Genomic DNA, 17,120 nt, shown 5'->3' on the forward strand with positions numbered 1-17,120 from the left:
CCTTGATAGGTTCGCCCCTTTTGCGTTTGTGGAAGCGGGTTTACTCGCGAAGAGACCAGCACTCCAGCATTGATGTCGCCTGTTATCCCCTCTTCGCGAGCAAGCCCGCTCCCACAGGGTCGAGGGGCTTTAGCCGCCTGGGCGCTCCAAGGCGTTCACCAGGTCATGGAAAGCTTCACGATTGGAATCGTTCAGGCCCATCAGGATCTTGTGGGCTTCGAGCACCTTGATTCGCACTTCTTCCTCGGACTGATCCTGGTCAGGCAGGTCGTCCAGACATTCCGGGCACGGCACGGGATCGCCAACGATGTTGAAGACCTGGTCGAAGCCCATCGATTGCAGGAGGCGGGTGATGTCGTTATGGGTGGTGACGACCGTTGGCAACAGGCCGACCTTCTGCCGCGACAGGATCGACAGCTTGGCCAGCAGGCCCAGGGTGGTGCTGTCGATGCTGCGGGTTTCGGTCAGGTCAATCACGATGGCGCTGAAGTTCAGCGCCGTGAAGATCCGCTCAATAGTCGCATCCAGCGCCGAACACAGGGTCAGGCGCACTTCACCGACAAACTTCAGGACAAAGGTGCCGTCCTGCTCGGCGAACTGGATTCTACCGGTACTCATCAAAGGTTCCTGCTCAACACTAACAGGGCGATATCATCCGGCATCTCCCCGAGCGTGGCTAATCCAAACACTTGGCGCAAGCCTTCCAGGCTGCCGCCCGCTGCACTCACCCGCTCAGGCAAGGCCGCTTCTTTCTCTTTGAGTGTAGGCTCTGTCAAAAGATCCAAAATGCCATCAGACATCAGCGTCAGGCTGAACGTCGGCGGCAGTTCCAGTACGTGGTCTTCGTAGGTGGCCTCGTTGAACAGGCCCACCGGCAAGCCACGCCCTTCCAGGTAACGAACACTGTCTGGCGTATACAACACAGGCAACGGCAGGTGACCGCCGATGCTATAGGTCAACAAACCAGTCTCCTCGTCGATGACTCCACCGACCATTGTGACGTGTTTGCCCAGCTTACAACTGATCAGGCCTCGGTTGATATGCCCAAGGACCTCAGAAGGCTTGAACTCCGGCAACGTGCCATTGCGCTTGGACTCGAACAGCAAGCGCGTGGTCATGAACTTCAGCAGCACCGTGACGAACGCCGACGACGCGCCGTGGCCGGAAACGTCCGCCAGGTAGAATGCCACGCGTCGCTCATCGACTCGGAAATAGTCGACGAAATCCCCCGACAGGTACAACGACGGGATGATCTGGTGGGCAAACCGGAAGCCATCGACGGTCCAGGGGCTGACCGGCAGCATGTTCATCTGCACCTGGCGGCCGGCGTTCTGGTCTTCCTGCAGCAGGTTCAGGCTGGCTTCCAGCTCGCGGTTGGCGGTCTCCAGCTTCTCGCGGTAGCGCTGGTTCTCCACCAGCAGGCGAGAACGGTCCAGGGCCCGGCGCACGGAGTGCTCGAGCACCGCAAGGTCTTCAAGGGGCTTGATCAGGTAGTCGGCCGCGCCCAGGCGCAATGCCTCGACCGCGTCGTTCATCACGCCCGCGCCCGAAACCACGATCACCGGGGTCTGCGAGGAGATCCCGCTGACCTGGCGAATGAGTTCGAGTCCGCCCATCTGCGGCATGCGCAGGTCGCAGATGACCAGGTCGGGCTTGTCTTGCTCGAATACCTGAAGACCCTGTTGGCCATTGCTGGCCTGCAGGACGCTGAAACCACTGTCTTCCAAGTAGGCCGCGAGGCTCGCTCGCACCACTTCGTCATCATCGATTATCAGCAGCGTGGCACTGGTTTTTGGCATGTGGGCAAACGGCGCCAGAATTAGGTTGGCGTAGCGGGCTGGACCGTCAGGCCTTTGCACGCACTACTGGATTCGCTTTCTAGCCTCTCTGTCGTACCGGTTTCAGGTAGCTGCCCTGCACGCGGATTCATCAGAGGTGCCCTTCTAAGGCGCAGACGGTACTCCCATCCGCGGGGCGTTTCAAGCTCAGGCGGATCGCCGCTTGCCGTCTTTATTTGTCAAAGTACAGAGAGTTATAAGAACCGAGCGAAGCGTAACCCAATGGAAGGATCACTCCCCTTGAACGCACCACAAAAACACAAAAGGCGGCCCCTGGGCATTCATGCCAGGGCCGCCTTTCGCTCAGTCGGGAGCCGATATCAAAAATCGTCTTCGACCTGGCCGTCCTTGACCTTGAATTCGCGGTTTTGCAGATAGGCGTTGCGAATGAAGACGTATTTGTCGCCGCTCACCAGCTTCTCGGCCGACAGCAGGCTGGCGCGCGTGTCGACGATGTTCAGGCCGAAGATCGAGTTACGCACCGAGACATTGTCGATATAGCGATAAGGCGCGGCGTAGCTGTCGACATACTTGGCCGGCGCATCACGCAGGGTGCTTGGCCCCAAGAGTGGAAGCACCACATAAGGACCGCTGCTCACGCCCCAATAGCCCAGGGTCTGGCCGAAATCCTCGTCGCTGCGTTGCAGGCCCATCTGGGTGCCCACGTCGAAGAAGCCCAGCAGGCCGAAGGTGGTGTTGAAGATCAACCGAGCGGTGTCGACCCCGGCAGCGACCGGTTTGGCCTGCAGCACGTTGTTGGCCAGGTTGCCCACGTCCCCGATGTTGCGGAACATGTTGTGGATGCCGTCTTCCAGGAACTGCGGCGTCACGTACTGATACCCCTGGGCCAGCGGCTTGAGCGCATAGGTGTCGAGGGTGTCGTTGAAGGTAAAGATCGGACGGTTGATGCTTTCCCAAGGATCTTCTTCCGTGGCGGCCTGGGCTGCAAACGGAACCAGCAGGACGCTGGCGGACAGACTCAGCTGAGCTAGACGATGGCTCCAGCGCATAGGGGAAAACTCCTCGGTTTATTCAGGCAAGGGCGCCGAGCCCAGGCGGTAAGGTCGCTAGTATAAGACGGAAAGCGAGGATAGGCAGCATGGAAAAGAGAAGGCGGCTGTAGGACGTTTCTGCTGCCGAGCACCTTCACAACTCTGTCACCGGACTGTCATTGAGGCCCGTTAGGCTGCAGGTTATTTCAAGGACGTTCCCATGCCTCGCGCCGAAGCCCTGCCCTTCCCTGTTCCCGGCCTGACTGCGGTCCTGTTCGGCCTGAGTGGTTGCCTGGTGGACTTCGGCGCCAGGGTTCGTCAGCCGGGCGCCAAGCCGACCGAGCACGCGCAACCGACGCCGGGGGCGCTGGAAAGCCTGCATCACTTGCAGCAACTGGGTATTCCCTGCGCCTGGCTCGACGACTTGCCGCCGGCCACCAGCCATGGCCTGGCGGCGGCCCTGCCGACTTGGGTCAAACCCCCGCAACTTCCTGCAACAAATAATCCTTGGCCCGCCCCGCACGCCTGCTGGCAGGCACTCATGGCGCTGAACGTCCAGCAATTGGACGGTTGCGTACTGGTCAGTGGCGAACCGGGGTTGCTGCAATCGGGGCTCAACGCCGGACTGTGGACCATCGGCCTGGCGTCCTGTGGCTCGCTGTGTGGCCTGGCACCGGGCGAGTGGCAGGCGCTGGGGCAGCAGGAACGCGAGTCCAGGCGCGCCAGGGCCACCGTGCAATTGTTCAGCCTGGGCGTGCATTCGGTGATCGATCACCTGGGCGAGCTCGACACCTGTCTGGCCGACATCAGCCTGCGCCAGCTCAAAGGCGAGAAGCCATGACCGGGATCATGCAGGGTGCGTGAGGGTGGATTACTCTTAAGGCAGGCCACGGACTTTTGACGCACCGTCGCGGTCCATGGCTGTGCCTATCAATAAAGGGAGTACGCCAATGCCTGCCCGCCGCGAACTGCAAGCTCAACTCGATACCCTGCGCGAGCAATTGGACCAGAACCCGCCACTGTCCGAGCCAGAGCGCGAGAGTCTGCATCAACTGATGGCTCAGATCGAGGCTGAGATCCAACTGGAAAATCAGCTTCAGGACAGCAACCTGGTCGACGGCGTGAACCTTGCCGTGGAACGCTTCGAACTGGAACACCCGACCATTGCCGGGACATTGCGCAACATTGTGCAGACCCTGGGCAACATCGGGATCTGAACCTCTCGGACAAAAAAGCCCCGCGCCATGGCGTAACGCTGTTCACTTGAGATTTATCACTGATCGTGGCGAGGGAGCTTGCTCCCGCTGGAGCGCGCAGCGGTCCCACGCTTTTGGGGCCGCTACGCAGCCCAGCGGGAGCAAGCTCCCTCGCCACGGCGGTAACGTGCTTAAGTGAACGGTATTACGCGCCATGGCGGGGCTTTTCTATTTCCTGCCACCTGAAATGCCATTCGCCGTGGGAGGATTCGCTATTACCGTGGGTTATTGGCGAACCAGGCGCTGGTTGGGCAGTTGCACCGCTTCAGTGCTGCGATACGGGTTGATGTCCAGGCCGCCACGGCGCACATACCGCGCGTACACCGTCAACTTCTGCGGCTTGAGCAGTCGCTGCAGGTCAAGGAAGATCCGCTCCACGCATTGCTCGTGGAAATCCGAATGCTGGCGGAAGCTGACGAGGTAGGCCAGCAGGCTCGCATGATCCAGTGCCGCGCCACGATACTCCACCGCCACGCTGCCCCAGTCCGGCTGGCTGGTGACCGGGCAGTTGGACTTGAGCAGGTGGCTGTGCAGGCTTTCCTCGATGATGCGCGATTCATCGCACCGCAGCAGTTCCGGGCGTGGGTGTTCGTACGAATCGACACGGATGTCCAGGTCATCGATGCACACCCCCGGCAACGCGACGACGCCTTCGTCCTCCACGTCCTTGAGACTGCGAATCCGCACGCCCACCGGCTTGCCAGCGGCGGCCGAGAGGTCCTGGCGCAGTGTTGCCTCCAGACTCTGAGTGGTGTCGAACGGCGTCTGGTTCAAGGAATTGAGGTACAGCTTGAAGGATTTGGACTCGATGATATTCGGTGAGTCCGCCGGGATCGCGAATTCCCCGATAGCCACCACCGGCTTGCCGGACGGCAACAGCCATGACAGCTCGAAACAGTTCCAGAAATCCACGCCCTTGTAGGGAAGGGTCTCGGCCGTCAGGCCCAGTTCCGCCCATTTCGCGGTGCGCGGGATCGGGAACAGCAATGACGGCGTGTAAGTGGCGATGTATTCACTGGACTTGCCCAGCGGCGAGTGTTCGGCTGCGGGATGCATGACGGAAACCTGACTGAAGAATCAGCCGATTCTATCAGCCTTTGCCGCAGCCTTTGAGTGCTTACTGACTGACTGTCAGGTCTCCCTTCATTCCGGCCTGGTAATGCCCGGGGATGTTGCAGGCAAATTCAAGGCGCGTGGCCTTGTTGAACGTCCAGGTCAGCTCGGCGGACTTGCCCGGCTCCACCAACACGCTGTTCGGGTCATCGTGACGCATGCCGGGCGAGCCTTGGCCCATGTCGCCATGGGCCATCCCGTGCGTCATGGCGGTCGGCGTCAACTGGCCGCTCTGTTGCATCTTGAGCATTTCCTGCTGGTGTTCGGCGTGCATGGCGGCATCGCCGAGGTTGAACTCGTGCAGCAACCGACCTTTATTGATGAGCACGAACCGCACGGTTTCACCGGCTTTGATCTGGAGCGCGCCGGGGTCGAACGACATGTCCCCCATCACCACTTCGATACTGCGTCCGACCGTGGCCGCCGGCGCAGGCTGGCCAAAATCAAGATGCCCAGGCGACGCCCATGACGGTACACCGAACATCAGCGTGCAGGCGGCCAGGGCCAGGCGACTTCCCCTCAACATGTTTCAAACTCCATTCGGATTCAGCTTGTGGGAAACTCTAGCTCGCCGCGCCTGCCAGCCGGCTGACGGCATGATTACAACTTTGTCAGGTTGCGCCACCGCCCCGCCTGCCACGGTATAACGCCCCCGTCCCAACCTGTCTTGAGCTGCCCATGAAACTGCTGATCGTCGAAGACCAAACGAAAACCGGCCAATACCTGCGCCAGGGCCTGAGCGAAGCCGGCTTCAACGCCGACCTGGCGGCCGGCGGCATCACCGGCCAGCAGTTGGCCCTGAGTGGCGAATACGCCGTGTTGATCCTCGACGTGATGCTGCCCGGCCGCGATGGCTGGCAGATTCTGCAAGCCGTCCGCGGGGCCGGCCTGGACACGCCGGTGCTGTTCCTCACGGCCCGGGACGCCATACAAGACCGGGTGCACGGCCTGGAACTGGGCGCCGATGATTACCTGGTCAAGCCTTTTGCCTTTTCCGAGTTGCTGGCGCGGGTCCGCAGCCTGTTGCGTCGTGGCGGCTCGACACCCCAGGAAACCAGCCTGCAACTGGCGGACCTGCGCCTGGACCTGATCCGCCGCCGCGTCGAGCGCGCCGGCCGACGCATCGATCTCACCGCCAAGGAATTCGCCTTGCTGGAAATGCTCCTGCGCCGCCAGGGCGAAGTGCTGCCCAAGTCGCTGATCGCTTCGCAGGTCTGGGACATGAATTTCGACAGCGACACCAACGTCATCGAAGTGGCGATCCGGCGCCTGCGCCTCAAGATCGACGACGAATTCCCCAGCAAACTCATCCACACCGTGCGCGGCATGGGCTATGTGCTTGAAGAGCGTGGCCTGTGAGGGGGCCATGGTCGCTGAGCAGTCGCCTGGCCTTGCTGTTCGCCGCCTGTACCGCCGTGGTGTCGCTGTTGGCCGGGGTGCTGTTCAGCCGGGCCAGCGAAGCGCACTTCATCGAACTCGACCAGCAACTGCTGGAGGGCAAGCTGATCGGCCTGCGCCACGCGTTGCAAGACCTCGACGCCGAGCAGGCCCAACGCCGCCTGGAAGATGAACTGAGCCGCCAGGCCGACCTGGCCCTGCGCATCAAGGGCAGCGACGGTGTGCGCTGGTACGACAGTTCGATCCGGATTCCGGCCCGGCTGCCGGAGCGTCCCGGCCTGTCGACCGTCAGCGAAGCCGACAGTGACTACCGCGTGCTGAACGCGCCGCTGTACCCCGAGCGCGCACACTCGCCGCAACTGACCCTGCTGCTGGACATCACCCACCACCAGCATTTTCTCCAGCGCATGCAACGGCTGATCTGGCTGACGGTCGGCCTCTCGGCCCTGGCCACCGCCCTGCTCGGCGCCTGGACCGCCCGGCGCGCCCTGCGACCCTTGCGGCGCATGGGGGTGATCACCGGCGGCGTTTCGGCCCACTCCCTCAACGCCCGTCTACCCGAAGCGCAAATGCCCGCCGAGCTGGCGGAACTGGCCCACAGCATCAACGCCATGCTCGGACGCCTGGATGACGCCTTCCAACGGCTCTCGGCGTTCTCCGCCGACATTGCCCATGAACTACGCACCCCGCTGTCGAACCTGCTGACCCATACCCAGGTCACCCTCACCCGCGAGCGTTCTCTGGAGGATTACCGCGAGGCATTGCACAGCAACCTCGAAGAACTGCAGTGGATGGCGCAACTGGTCAACGACATGTTGTACCTGGCCAAGGCCGACCATGGCCTGCTGGCGCCGAATCGCGAGCCGCTGGCGTTGGCCGAGGAAGTGGACGTGTTGCTGGAATTCTTCGCGCCCCTGGCCGAGGACGCCAACGTGCGCTTGAGTCGCGAGGGCGATGGCGGCCTCGACGGCGACCGCAACATGTTGCGCCGGGCCCTTTCCAACCTGCTGGACAATGCGCTGCGCTTCACCCCCGAAGGGGGCGACGTGCGGGTGCGCATTGTCGATGAGGTCCAAAGAGTCCGCGTCAGCGTGGAGAACAGCGGCGAGGAAATCCCGGCAGATCGTCTGCCACGCCTGTTCGACCGTTTCTACCGCGCCGACCCGGCCCGCCAGGAAAGCCGCAGCGAACACGCCGGCCTGGGCCTGGCCATCACCCGCTCGATCATCCGCGCCCATGGCGGAGAGATCCGCTGTGAATCAGCCGATGGCTGGACCTGCTTTCTGATTGAGTTGCCAAAGCTCCATCAAGCCTGACACATCCCCTTCTGTGGCGAGGGAGCTTGCTCCCGCTTGACCGGGCTGGCGCTCCAGTGCGCAGCGCTCGCCATCTTTGGGGCCGCTACGCAGCCCAGCGGGAGCAAGCTCCCTCGCCACAGGGGGCTGCGCCGGCCTTACGAATACCGCAACGCCTGCGCCGGCTCGATCTTCGCCGCGCGCCAGGCCGGGTAGACGGTGGCGAGGAAACTCAGGATGAACCCGGCCGAGCAGATCAACACCACGTCGCCGCGTTGAAGCTCCGACGGCAGGTTGCTGACGAAGTACACATCGGAACTGAAGATGTGCTGGCCGCTGACCCGCTCCAGCCAACCCACCAGCGCACTGACATTCAGCGCCGCGATCACCCCCAGCACGCCGCCAATCAGCGTACCGACGATGCCGATCACCGTGCCCTGGACCATGAAGATCGCCATGATCTGTCGTGGCGTGGCGCCGATGGTACGCAGGATCGCGATGTCCGCGCCCTTGTCGTTCACCACCATGATCAGGGTGGCGATGATGTTGAATGCCGCCACCGCGACAATCATCAACAACAGCAGGCCAATCATGGTCTTTTCCATTTTCATGGCACTGAACAGGCTGCCCTGGGTATGGGTCCAGTCGTCGGCCTTGTAGCCGGAACCCAGGCCCGCGGCGATGTCACCGGAAACCTTCGGTGCCGCGTACAGATCCTTCACCGCCAGGCGCACGCTCTGCACCTGGTTCGGCTGCCAATGCTGCATCTGCGCGGCGTCGGCCAGGTGGATCAGGGCCATGGAACCGTCCAGCTCGGCGCCCACCTTGAACACGCCAACCACGTTCAAGCGCTGCATGCGTGGGGTGATGCCACCGGGCGCGGTGCTGACTTCCGGCACGATCAGGGTCAGCTTGTCGCCGACGTTCAGGCGAAAACGCCGGGCGGTGATTTCACCGATCACCACGCCAAACTCGCCCGGTTTCAAGGCGTCGAGGCGGCCTTGGACGATATGCTGGGCAACGATGGACACCTTGCCTTCCTGGGCCGGGTCGACACCGCTGATCTGGATCGGCTGCATCGAACCCTTGTAGCTCAACATGCCCTCCAGCTCAGTGAACGGCACGGCGGCGGTCACTTCGGGATTCTTCAGCGCGGCCGCGGCGACCGGTTGCCAGTCGTCGATCGGATTGACGCCGACGATAGTGGCGTGGGGCACCATGCCGAGGATGCGCGAACTCATTTCGCGCTGGAAGCCGTTCATCACCGACAGCACCACGATCATCGCCAGCACACCCAGGGCGAGGCCGATCATCGAGGTCATGGAGATGAACGAGACAAAGCGATTGCGGCGCTTGGCGCGGGTATAGCGCGTGCCGATAAAGATCGATAACGGTCTGAACATTCGCGGGGCACCGTATGAAAATAAATGACCCGGCACGTGCATCGCGTGCCGGGTTGCGGTCGGTCAGATGGGCGTCAGGCAGCCTTCCTGCAAGTGCAGGACGCGGTCCATCTGCCGGGCCAGGTTCATGTCGTGGGTCACCACCAGAAACGCAGTGCGCATCGAGGTGCTCAGCTCCAGCATCAGGTCCTGGATGCCTTGGGCGGTGTGGGAGTCGAGGTTGCCGGTCGGCTCGTCGAGCATCACCAGCCCAGGCTTGTTGACCAGGGCCCGGGCAATCGCCACGCGCTGGCGCTCGCCACCGGACAGTTCGGCGGGTTTGTGCTCCAGGCGATGCCCCAGCCCTACCCGCTCCAGCAATGCCGTGGCCCGTTGGCGGGCTTCAGGAATCGCGGTGCGGCCAATCAGCAGCGGCATGCAGACGTTTTCCAGGGCGGTGAATTCAGGCAGCAAATGGTGGAATTGGTAGACGAAACCCAGGGCGCGGTTACGCAGCAGGCCACGGGCCTTCTCGTTCAGCGCCGAAAGCTCTTCGCCCGCCAGCCAGACGCTGCCGGAGGTCGGCGTATCGAGACCGCCCAACAGATTGAGCAAGGTACTTTTGCCAGACCCGGAGGTGCCGACGATCGCCACGCGCTCGCCAGGGTGCAACTCCAGTTGCAGGCCCGACAACACCACCACCGACTCCGGGCCTTCCTCGTAGGATTTGCCCAGGTTGCGGCAACTCAAGATCGCTTTTTCACTCATGTCCGACTCACTCATAACGTAACGCCTCCGCCGGCTGGGTGCGTGCGGCACGCCAGGCTGGATACAGGGTGGCGAGGAAACTCAGGACCAACGCGGCGCCGCAGACCATCAACACGTCATCGGCTTGCAACTGCGACGGCAGGTAGTCGATGAAGTACACGTCGGCGTTGAGAAACTTGTGCCCGATCAGGCCTTCGAGGGCAGCGATCGCGGCGCTGACGTTCAGTGCGGCGAACATGCCGACCAGGGCGCCGACGACCGTGCCGATCACGCCGATGACCGTACCCTGGACCATGAAGATCCGCATGATCTGCCCCGGCGTCGCGCCGAGGGTCCGCAGGATGGCGATGTCGCCCTTCTTGTCGTTGACCACCATCACCAGCGTGGAAATGATGTTGAACGCCGCCACGGCGACGATCAGCAGCAACAGCAGGCCGATCATGGCTTTTTCCATGCGGATCGCCTGGTACAGGTTGCCGTGGGTGCGAGTCCAGTCACGGGCGTAGTAGCGGTCTTCGCCGAGCTGCTGGGCGATGTTCCAGGCGGCACGCGGCGCCTGGAACAGATCGTCGAACTTCAACCGCAGGCCCTGGACATGGTCCGGTTTCCAGCGATGCAGGCGCGCCAGGTCCTGGAGGTTGGTCACGCCCAGGTAACCGTCCAGCTCGCCGGCGCCGACGTGGAAGATGCCGACCACGGTAAAGCGTTTCATGCGCGGGAACATGCCCCCCGGCGTCACGGTGACTTCCGGTGCGACGAACGTCAGCTTGTCGCCGATGGCGACGCCGAGCTTGGCCGCGGCCTTGTCGCCGATGACGATGCCGAAGCTGCCGGGCGCCAGGTCATCGAGTTTGCCCTGCTTCATGAAGTTGTCGATGATCGACACCTGTCGCTCCAGCCCGGGGTCGATACCGTTGAGCAGCACTTTGGAGACCTTGCCGTTGTTGGTCAGCAACCCCTGCATCTGGGTGAACGGCGCAACGGCCAGCACCTGCGGGTTCTGCTTGACCTTGGCGGCCAGGCTCGGCCAGTCGCTGATGGCCTCGCCGGATTCGAGGGTCGCGTGCGGGACCATGCCCAGCACACGGGTGCGCATTTCATGATCGAAGCCGTTCATCACCGACAACACGACGATCATCACGACCACGCCAAGGGCCAGGCCGATGATGGAGGTCAGGGAAATGAACGATACGAAATGGTTGCGACGCTTTGCACGGGTATAACGCGTGCCGATAAATACGAAGAGAGGTCTGAACATGTCGGGGCTTGTTCGGAGGGAAAAGGAACGTCCTTGTGGCGGGGGTCACAAACCAGCTTTACACTCAGACCACCGCCGCTACCATGGGTTCGCCATGTCGACATTAGATGAAGAAGATCGCCGCGAATACTACCGTATCGAGGACATGATCGCACTGGAAATTCGGCCCCTGTCCATTCCTGAAGCTGCCGGCCAGGAAGTGTTGCAGGATGCGTCTCCATTGTTCAACTTGCTCAGCGAACTGCACCTGAGCGAATTCGAGTCCCAGCATCTGCTGCGCCAGATCAGCGAGCGCGAACGCAGCATCGCGGCGTACCTCAAGGCCATGAACCGCCGCATCGACCTGCTCAGCCAGGTCGTGGCCCTGACCGTGCTCGGCGAGATCGGCGAACCGCAGCCGGTGATCATTTCCGAAGGCGGCATCGATTTCCAATACCCCACGCCCGTCGCCGTCGGCGCCCACCTGTCGATCAAGCTGGTGCTGATGCCCCAGGCCCTGGGCCTGTTGCTGCGCGCTCGGGTGACCCATTGCGATCCCAAGGGCGATGGCTATGACGTCGGCACCGAATTTGAACGCCCGACCGACGCCCAGCGCCAGTTACTGGCCCGCTACATCCTGCAGAAACAGGCGCAAGAGCGGCGCCTGGCGCGGGAACTGAACGAATCAGGTATCAATAAGGAAGAACCGTGACCCTCATCTATGGCCACCGCGGCGCCAAGGGCGAAGCACCGGAAAACACCCTGACCGGTTTTCAGGAATGCCTCAAGCACGGCGTGCGCCGTTGCGAACTGGACCTGCATTTATCCATGGACGGCGAGTTGATGGTGATCCACGACCCGACCCTCAAGCGCACCACGGATCGTCGGGGCAAGGTGGTGGAGCATTCCGCTGCCGAGCTGGTGACCTACGATGCGCGCAAGGGTGGCCCGGGCTGGATCAAGCCATGCCCGATCCCACGCCTGGAAGAGCTGTTCGAGCAATGTGATTTCGAGCACTGGCAACTGGAGGTCAAGAGCGCCTCGCGCACCCGGGCGGCGGCCACGGTGCTGGGCATCCGCGAAATGGCCCAGCGCTTCGGCCTGCTGGACAAGGTCACCATCACCTCCAGTTCCCGGGAGGTGCTCAAGGCGGCCCTGGAGCTGACCCCGGACATTTCCCGCGGCCTGGTGGCCGAATACGCCTGGCTCGACCCGCTGAAGGTTGCCCAGGGCTATGGCTGCGAGATTCTGGCGTTGAACTGGACCTTGTGCACCCCCGAGCGCCTGATCAAGGCCCAGCGCCAGGGTTTGCATGTGTCGGTGTGGACCGTCAACGAGCCCGCGCTGATGCGCAGGCTCGCCGACTTTGGCGCTGACAGCCTGATTACAGACTTTCCCGGTTTGGCCACCGCCACGCTCGGGAATGGCTGAAATCGGTCTCCCCGGCCGGCTCAGGCCACCGGCCGGAGCCGCTCAAAAAAGCCGGTTGAGCCCGTCGTAAGCCGCTACCCGATAGGCTTCGGCCATGGTCGGGTAGTTGAAGGTGGTGTTAACGAAGTACTTGAGCGTGTTCAACTCGCCCGGCTGGTTCATGATCGCCTGGCCGATGTGCACGATCTCGGAGGCCTGGTAGCCGAAGCAGTGCACGCCGAGCACTTCCAGGGTCTCGCGATGGAACAGGATCTTGAGCATGCCTTGCGGCTCGCCGGCGATCTGCGCCCGCGCCATGCTCTTGAAGAAGGCCTTGCCCACTTCATACGGCACCTTGGCCTGGGTCAGTTCCTGCTCGTTCTTGCCGATCGAGCTGATTTCCGGAATGGTGTAGATGCCGGTCGGCACGTCGTTGACGAAGCGCCAGCTGCCGTTGTCGACGATGCTGCCGGCGGCCGAGCGACCCTGGTCGTGGGCGGCACTGGCCAGGCTTGGCCAGCCGATCACGTCACCGGCGCCGTAGATGTTCGGCACACAGGTGCGGTAGTTTTCGTCGACTTCGATCTGGCCGCGGCTGTTGACCTTCACGCCGATATTTTCCAGGCCCAGGGTGTCGGTGTTGCCGGTACGCCCGTTGCACCAGAGCAAGGCGTCGGCCTTGATCTTCTTGCCGGATTTGAGGTGCAGGATCACGCCATTGTCGACACCTTCGACGCGATCGTAGTCTTCGTTATGACGCACCGTGATGTTGTTGTTGCTGAAGTGATAGCTCAGGGCCTGGGAGATTTCCGAGTCCAGGAAGCTCAGCAACTGGCCGCGGTTGTCCACCAGTTCCACCAGCACCCCCAGGCCGCTGAAGATCGAGGCATATTCGCAACCGATCACGCCGGCGCCGTAGACGATCAGCTTACGCGGGGTATGGCCCAGGCTCAGGATGGTATCGCTGTCGTAGATACGCGCGTGGTTGAAATCGATGTCGGCCGGACGGTACGGGCGCGAACCGGTGGCGATGATGATGTGCTTGGCCACTAGTTTTTCGACCACGCCATTGCCGCAGACCACTTCCACCGTCTGCTCGTCGGCGAAGCTGCCGGTGCCGAAGAACACGTCGACCCGGTTACGGGCGTAGTAGCCGGTACGCGAGGCCACTTGCTTGGAGATGACCTTCTCGGCGCTCTTGAGCACGTCCGGGAAGGAGAACCAGCGCGGCTCACCGATGGCCCGGAACATCGGGTTGGTGTTGAACTGCATGATCTGCCGGACCGAGTGACGCAAGGCCTTGGACGGGATGGTGCCCAAGTGGGTGCAGTTGCCGCCGACCTGCCGACGGCTGTCGACCATCGCCACCTTGCGCCCTGCCTTGGCGGCGTTCATTGCCGCGCCTTCCCCCGCCGGGCCGGAACCCAGTACCACCACGTCGTAGTTGTAGACAGCCATGCGTACTCCTCAGAACAGGCCGCGGCACCCGGTATGGTACCTGCGGCTAAATCATGCCGGGTCGCGGCATGAAGGAACAATTTTCAGGCCGGTTCACGAGCCCGGCCACAGTCTATAGAAGCGTCAACGCCGCGCACATTACCCCTTGGTCGCGTCAGAGGCTAGTTTTGCCTGCGCTATTTCGCCACACCTGGGCTTTCAACAGGCTGTCATTCATGTTCTTTCAAAGCGCACTTCACTTTATGTGGCGAGGGAGCTTGCTCCCGCTTGAGTGCGAAGCGCTCACAAAAAAGGCCTGCTGCGCAGCCCAGCGGGAGCAAGCTCCCTCGCCACAGGTCGCCGTGCATCCTGAAGACTGTCAACGTTGGTTTTTAGCGCCACTGATCCGTTCAAACGCATCGTTAGTACGGGTGACAAAACGATTGCCATCGCGCATCACGAAAAATACCCCGATGCCGTGTTTCTCGGCATAGTCCCACCCCCGTTCAGGCCCGAGGATCAGCAACAGCGTCGACAGTCCATCGGCCATCAGCGCCGAAGGATGAATCACTGTGACCGACGCCAGGTTGTGCAGGACCGGTGCACCGGTGTGTGCATCGAAGGTGTGGGAATAGCGCGCGCCGTCCTGTTCGAAATATCGGCGGTAATCGCCAGATGTTGAAACCCCGTAGCCATCGACGTCGATAACGCGTTCAGCCACCTGCCGGTCATCCCGGGGCTCTTCCAGGGCGACGCGCCAGGGCGAGCCATCGGGCTTGCGTCCAACCGCCTTGAGTTCGCCAGTGGCTTCGGCCAGGTAACTGTCGATGCCCAGGGCCTGGAGCCGGGCAGCGATCCGGTCGACCGCGTAGCCGGCGGCGATACTGTTGAAGTCGACTTCCACCGCGGCGTCCTTGCACAACCGGTCGCCCTCGATGCGCAAATGACCATGACCGACGCGCTGGCGGGCCTGGGCCAAGGCCTCGGCGCTGGGCACTTGCTCGCCCCGGGACTGCGGGCCGAACCCCCACAGGTTCAGCAACGGTTCCACCGTCAAGTCAAAGGCGCCGTCGCTCTGGACGGACAACTGCTCGCCCACCCGCACCAACTCCAGCACCGCTGCCGGCATCACCTGGCAACTGTCGGCCGGCAGCGCGTTGAAGCGCTCGATGTCCGAGTCGCTGCGGTAGGTCGAAAACTGCCGATCCACATCGGCGAGGATACTTTCCACCTCGGCTTGCACCGCGTTCGGACGAGGTGTGGCCCGATGGCTGACGTATTGAATGGAATAGCGACTGCCCATGGTCGGACCGTCGAAACGCTCCAGGGTGTCGCCGTTGCCACAGCCGGACACGATGCCCACGAAAAACACAAGCTTGCGCCAGCGTCCAGTTAACAAATCTTCATCTCCCCTCAAAACCACGCCCGCCATTATGGGCTTGAGCGCCAGTCAGTCCAGACGCAAAACCTGTGGCAGCGGACTTGCGCGCGAACGCGATTGCGCGGGCGGCATCTCTCTTGATGTGCCGCCCTCTTCGCGAGCAAGCCCGCTCCCACAGAGAGATACGCCCCCCTACAAGATTTGCCAGAGTGAGTACCCCTTCATGTCTTCCAATACAAGCAACGGCAAGGCGATTTTCCGCGTTGTCAGCGGCAACTTCCTGGAAATGTTCGACTTCATGGTCTATGGCTTCTACGCCACGGCCATCGCCAAGACGTTCTTCCCGACCGACAGCGCGTTCGCCTCGCTGATGCTGTCCCTGGCCACGTTCGGTGCCGGGTTCCTGATGCGCCCCCTGGGGGCGATTTTCCTCGGTGCGTACATTGACCGCCACGGCCGGCGCAAAGGCCTGATCATTACCCTGGCAATGATGGCCGCCGGCACGATACTGATCGCCTGCGTGCCCGGCTACGCCACCCTGGGCGTGGCGGCTCCCTTGCTGGTGCTGCTGGGCCGCCTGCTGCAAGGCTTCTCCGCCGGGGTCGAACTGGGTGGCGTATCGGTGTACCTGGCGGAAATCTCCACGCCGGGGCGCAAGGGCTTCTTCGTCAGTTGGCAATCGGCCAGCCAACAAGCGGCCGTGGTCTTCGCCGGCCTGCTGGGGGTGGGCCTCAATCACTGGCTCAGCCCACAGGAGATGGGTGAATGGGGTTGGCGCGTGCCGTTCCTGGTGGGTTGCATGATCGTCCCGGCGATTTTCGTGATCCGTCGCTCCCTGGAAGAAACACCTGAGTTCCAGGCGAGAAAACATCGCCCTACCCTGTCGGAGATCATCCGCTCCATCGGTCAGAACTTCGGTATCGTCCTGGCCGGCATGGCGCTGGTGGTGATGACCACGGTGTCGTTCTACCTGATCACCGCCTACACGCCGACCTTCGGCAAGGCCGAGTTGAACCTGTCGGACCTGGATGCATTGCTGGTCACCGTGTGCATCGGCCTGTCGAACTTCTTCTGGCTGCCGGTGATGGGGGCACTTTCGGACAAGATCGGACGCAAGACCTTGCTGCTCGCCGCGACGATCCTGGCCATCCTGACCGCCTACCCGGCGCTGTCCTGGCTGGTGGCGAACCCCAGTTTCAGCCATTTGCTGATCGTCGAATTGTGGCTGTCGTTCCTGTACGGATCGTACAACGGCGCCATGGTGGTGGCCTTGACGGAAATCATGCCGGTGGAAGTGCGCACCACCGGTTTTTCCCTGGCCTACAGCCTGGCGACCGCAACGTTCGGCGGGTTTACGCCGGCGGCCTGTACTTATCTGATCCATGTGCTCGACAACAAGGCGGCGCCGGGGATATGGCTCAGTGGTGCGGCGGTGCTGGGGCTGATTGCAACCCTGGTGCTGTTCAAGGGCAATCGTCATGCGTTGCGCACTGCGCAGGCTTCGGTAGTCGGAGGCGCCTGATCGATCGCCTTCGCGGGCAAGCCCGCTCCCACAATTTGTCCGCTTATTCTGTGGAAGCGGGCTTGCCCGCGAAGACGAACTACCCGTCACG

Annotated in this window: 17 protein-coding genes; 7 read left to right on the top strand and 10 right to left on the bottom strand. The window is 62.4% G+C overall.

Annotated features, from left to right (window positions below; translation table 11 throughout):
* Positions 1 to 129 precede the first annotated feature (129 nt).
* The 3 genes from VM99_17045 to VM99_17055 all read right to left on the bottom strand — a co-directional run bounded on the left by VM99_17045 (position 130) and on the right by VM99_17055 (position 2,848).
* Positions 130 to 618: an anti-anti-sigma factor gene (locus tag VM99_17045; GenBank protein ID AKJ99692.1), complete on the bottom strand. Its 489-nt coding sequence runs from the start codon at positions 616 to 618 to the stop codon at positions 130 to 132.
* Positions 618 to 1,799 (bottom strand): chemotaxis protein CheY, encoded by a 1,182-nt coding sequence (locus VM99_17050; GenBank protein AKJ99693.1) that lies wholly within the window; start codon positions 1,797 to 1,799, stop codon positions 618 to 620. Before VM99_17050 ends, VM99_17045 begins: the two co-directional genes overlap by 1 nt.
* 359 nt (positions 1,800 to 2,158) lie before the next feature.
* Positions 2,159 to 2,848: a membrane protein gene (locus VM99_17055; GenBank protein ID AKJ99694.1), complete on the bottom strand. Its 690-nt coding sequence runs from the start codon at positions 2,846 to 2,848 to the stop codon at positions 2,159 to 2,161.
* A gap of 202 nt (positions 2,849 to 3,050) precedes the next feature.
* On the opposite strand from VM99_17055, the gene VM99_17060 reads away from it, so the two are divergent.
* Positions 3,051 to 3,671, top strand: a complete 621-nt coding sequence (locus VM99_17060) for a phosphatase (GenBank protein ID AKJ99695.1) — start codon at positions 3,051 to 3,053, stop codon at positions 3,669 to 3,671.
* A 109-nt stretch (positions 3,672 to 3,780) separates the two neighbouring features.
* Positions 3,781 to 4,047: a chromosome partitioning protein ParA gene (locus VM99_17065; GenBank protein ID AKJ99696.1), complete on the top strand. Its 267-nt coding sequence runs from the start codon at positions 3,781 to 3,783 to the stop codon at positions 4,045 to 4,047.
* A 264-nt stretch (positions 4,048 to 4,311) separates the two neighbouring features.
* Here VM99_17065 and VM99_17070 read toward each other — a convergent pair whose 3' ends face one another.
* Together VM99_17070 and VM99_17075 are read right to left on the bottom strand one after the other, a co-directional pair.
* Entirely contained in the window at positions 4,312 to 5,142 is an 831-nt protein-coding gene (locus VM99_17070; GenBank protein AKJ99697.1) for an NADPH-dependent 7-cyano-7-deazaguanine reductase, read from the bottom strand.
* Positions 5,143 to 5,203: 61 nt separating this feature from the next.
* The gene (locus tag VM99_17075) at positions 5,204 to 5,725 is read right to left on the bottom strand and encodes a copper-binding protein (GenBank protein ID AKJ99698.1); all 522 of its coding nucleotides are present in this window, start codon (positions 5,723 to 5,725) and stop codon (positions 5,204 to 5,206) included.
* Between the two features lie 152 nt (positions 5,726 to 5,877).
* Here VM99_17075 and VM99_17080 point away from each other — a divergent pair, with 152 nt between their 5' ends.
* Entirely contained in the window at positions 5,878 to 6,558 is a 681-nt protein-coding gene (locus VM99_17080) for a transcriptional regulator (GenBank protein AKJ99699.1), read from the top strand.
* Positions 6,555 to 7,913, top strand: coding sequence for an ATPase (locus VM99_17085; GenBank protein AKJ99700.1), 1,359 nt, complete (start codon positions 6,555 to 6,557; stop codon positions 7,911 to 7,913). The genes VM99_17080 and VM99_17085 overlap by 4 nt, the downstream gene beginning before the upstream one ends.
* Positions 7,914 to 8,050: 137 nt before the next feature.
* Here the strand turns inward: VM99_17085 and VM99_17090 are convergent, their stop codons facing one another.
* From VM99_17090 to VM99_17100, 3 genes are all read right to left on the bottom strand, one after another.
* Positions 8,051 to 9,295: a multidrug ABC transporter substrate-binding protein gene (locus VM99_17090; protein AKJ99701.1), complete on the bottom strand. Its 1,245-nt coding sequence runs from the start codon at positions 9,293 to 9,295 to the stop codon at positions 8,051 to 8,053.
* A gap of 63 nt (positions 9,296 to 9,358) precedes the next feature.
* On the bottom strand, positions 9,359 to 10,057 hold the full coding sequence (locus VM99_17095; protein ID AKJ99702.1) for an ABC transporter: 699 nt from the start codon (positions 10,055 to 10,057) through the stop codon (positions 9,359 to 9,361).
* On the bottom strand, positions 10,050 to 11,300 hold the full coding sequence (locus VM99_17100) for a cell division protein FtsX (protein ID AKJ99703.1): 1,251 nt from the start codon (positions 11,298 to 11,300) through the stop codon (positions 10,050 to 10,052). The genes VM99_17095 and VM99_17100 overlap by 8 nt, the downstream gene beginning before the upstream one ends.
* 94 nt (positions 11,301 to 11,394) lie before the next feature.
* Between VM99_17100 and VM99_17105 the strand changes: the two genes are divergently transcribed.
* Together VM99_17105 and VM99_17110 are read left to right on the top strand one after the other, a co-directional pair.
* Positions 11,395 to 11,991, top strand: coding sequence for a pilus assembly protein PilZ (locus VM99_17105; GenBank protein AKJ99704.1), 597 nt, complete (start codon positions 11,395 to 11,397; stop codon positions 11,989 to 11,991).
* Entirely contained in the window at positions 11,988 to 12,710 is a 723-nt protein-coding gene (locus VM99_17110) for a glycerophosphodiester phosphodiesterase (protein AKJ99705.1), read from the top strand. Before VM99_17105 ends, VM99_17110 begins: the two co-directional genes overlap by 4 nt.
* Before the next feature lie 42 nt (positions 12,711 to 12,752).
* On the opposite strand, the gene VM99_17115 is transcribed toward VM99_17110, so the two are convergent.
* Positions 12,753 to 14,147 (bottom strand): pyridine nucleotide-disulfide oxidoreductase, encoded by a 1,395-nt coding sequence (locus VM99_17115; GenBank protein AKJ99706.1) that lies wholly within the window; start codon positions 14,145 to 14,147, stop codon positions 12,753 to 12,755.
* Positions 14,148 to 14,505: 358 nt separating this feature from the next.
* A complete protein-coding gene (locus VM99_17120; protein AKK01783.1) occupies positions 14,506 to 15,483 on the bottom strand; it encodes a thiamine biosynthesis protein ApbE in 978 nt (325 codons plus the stop codon).
* 247 nt (positions 15,484 to 15,730) lie between these two features.
* On the opposite strand from VM99_17120, the gene VM99_17125 reads away from it, so the two are divergent.
* Positions 15,731 to 17,029, top strand: a complete 1,299-nt coding sequence (locus VM99_17125; GenBank protein AKJ99707.1) for a citrate-proton symporter — start codon at positions 15,731 to 15,733, stop codon at positions 17,027 to 17,029.
* Positions 17,030 to 17,120: the final 91 nt, after the last annotated feature.

It is taken from the genome of Pseudomonas chlororaphis (assembly GCA_001023535.1).
GTDB lineage: Bacteria > Pseudomonadota > Gammaproteobacteria > Pseudomonadales > Pseudomonadaceae > Aquipseudomonas > Aquipseudomonas chlororaphis_E.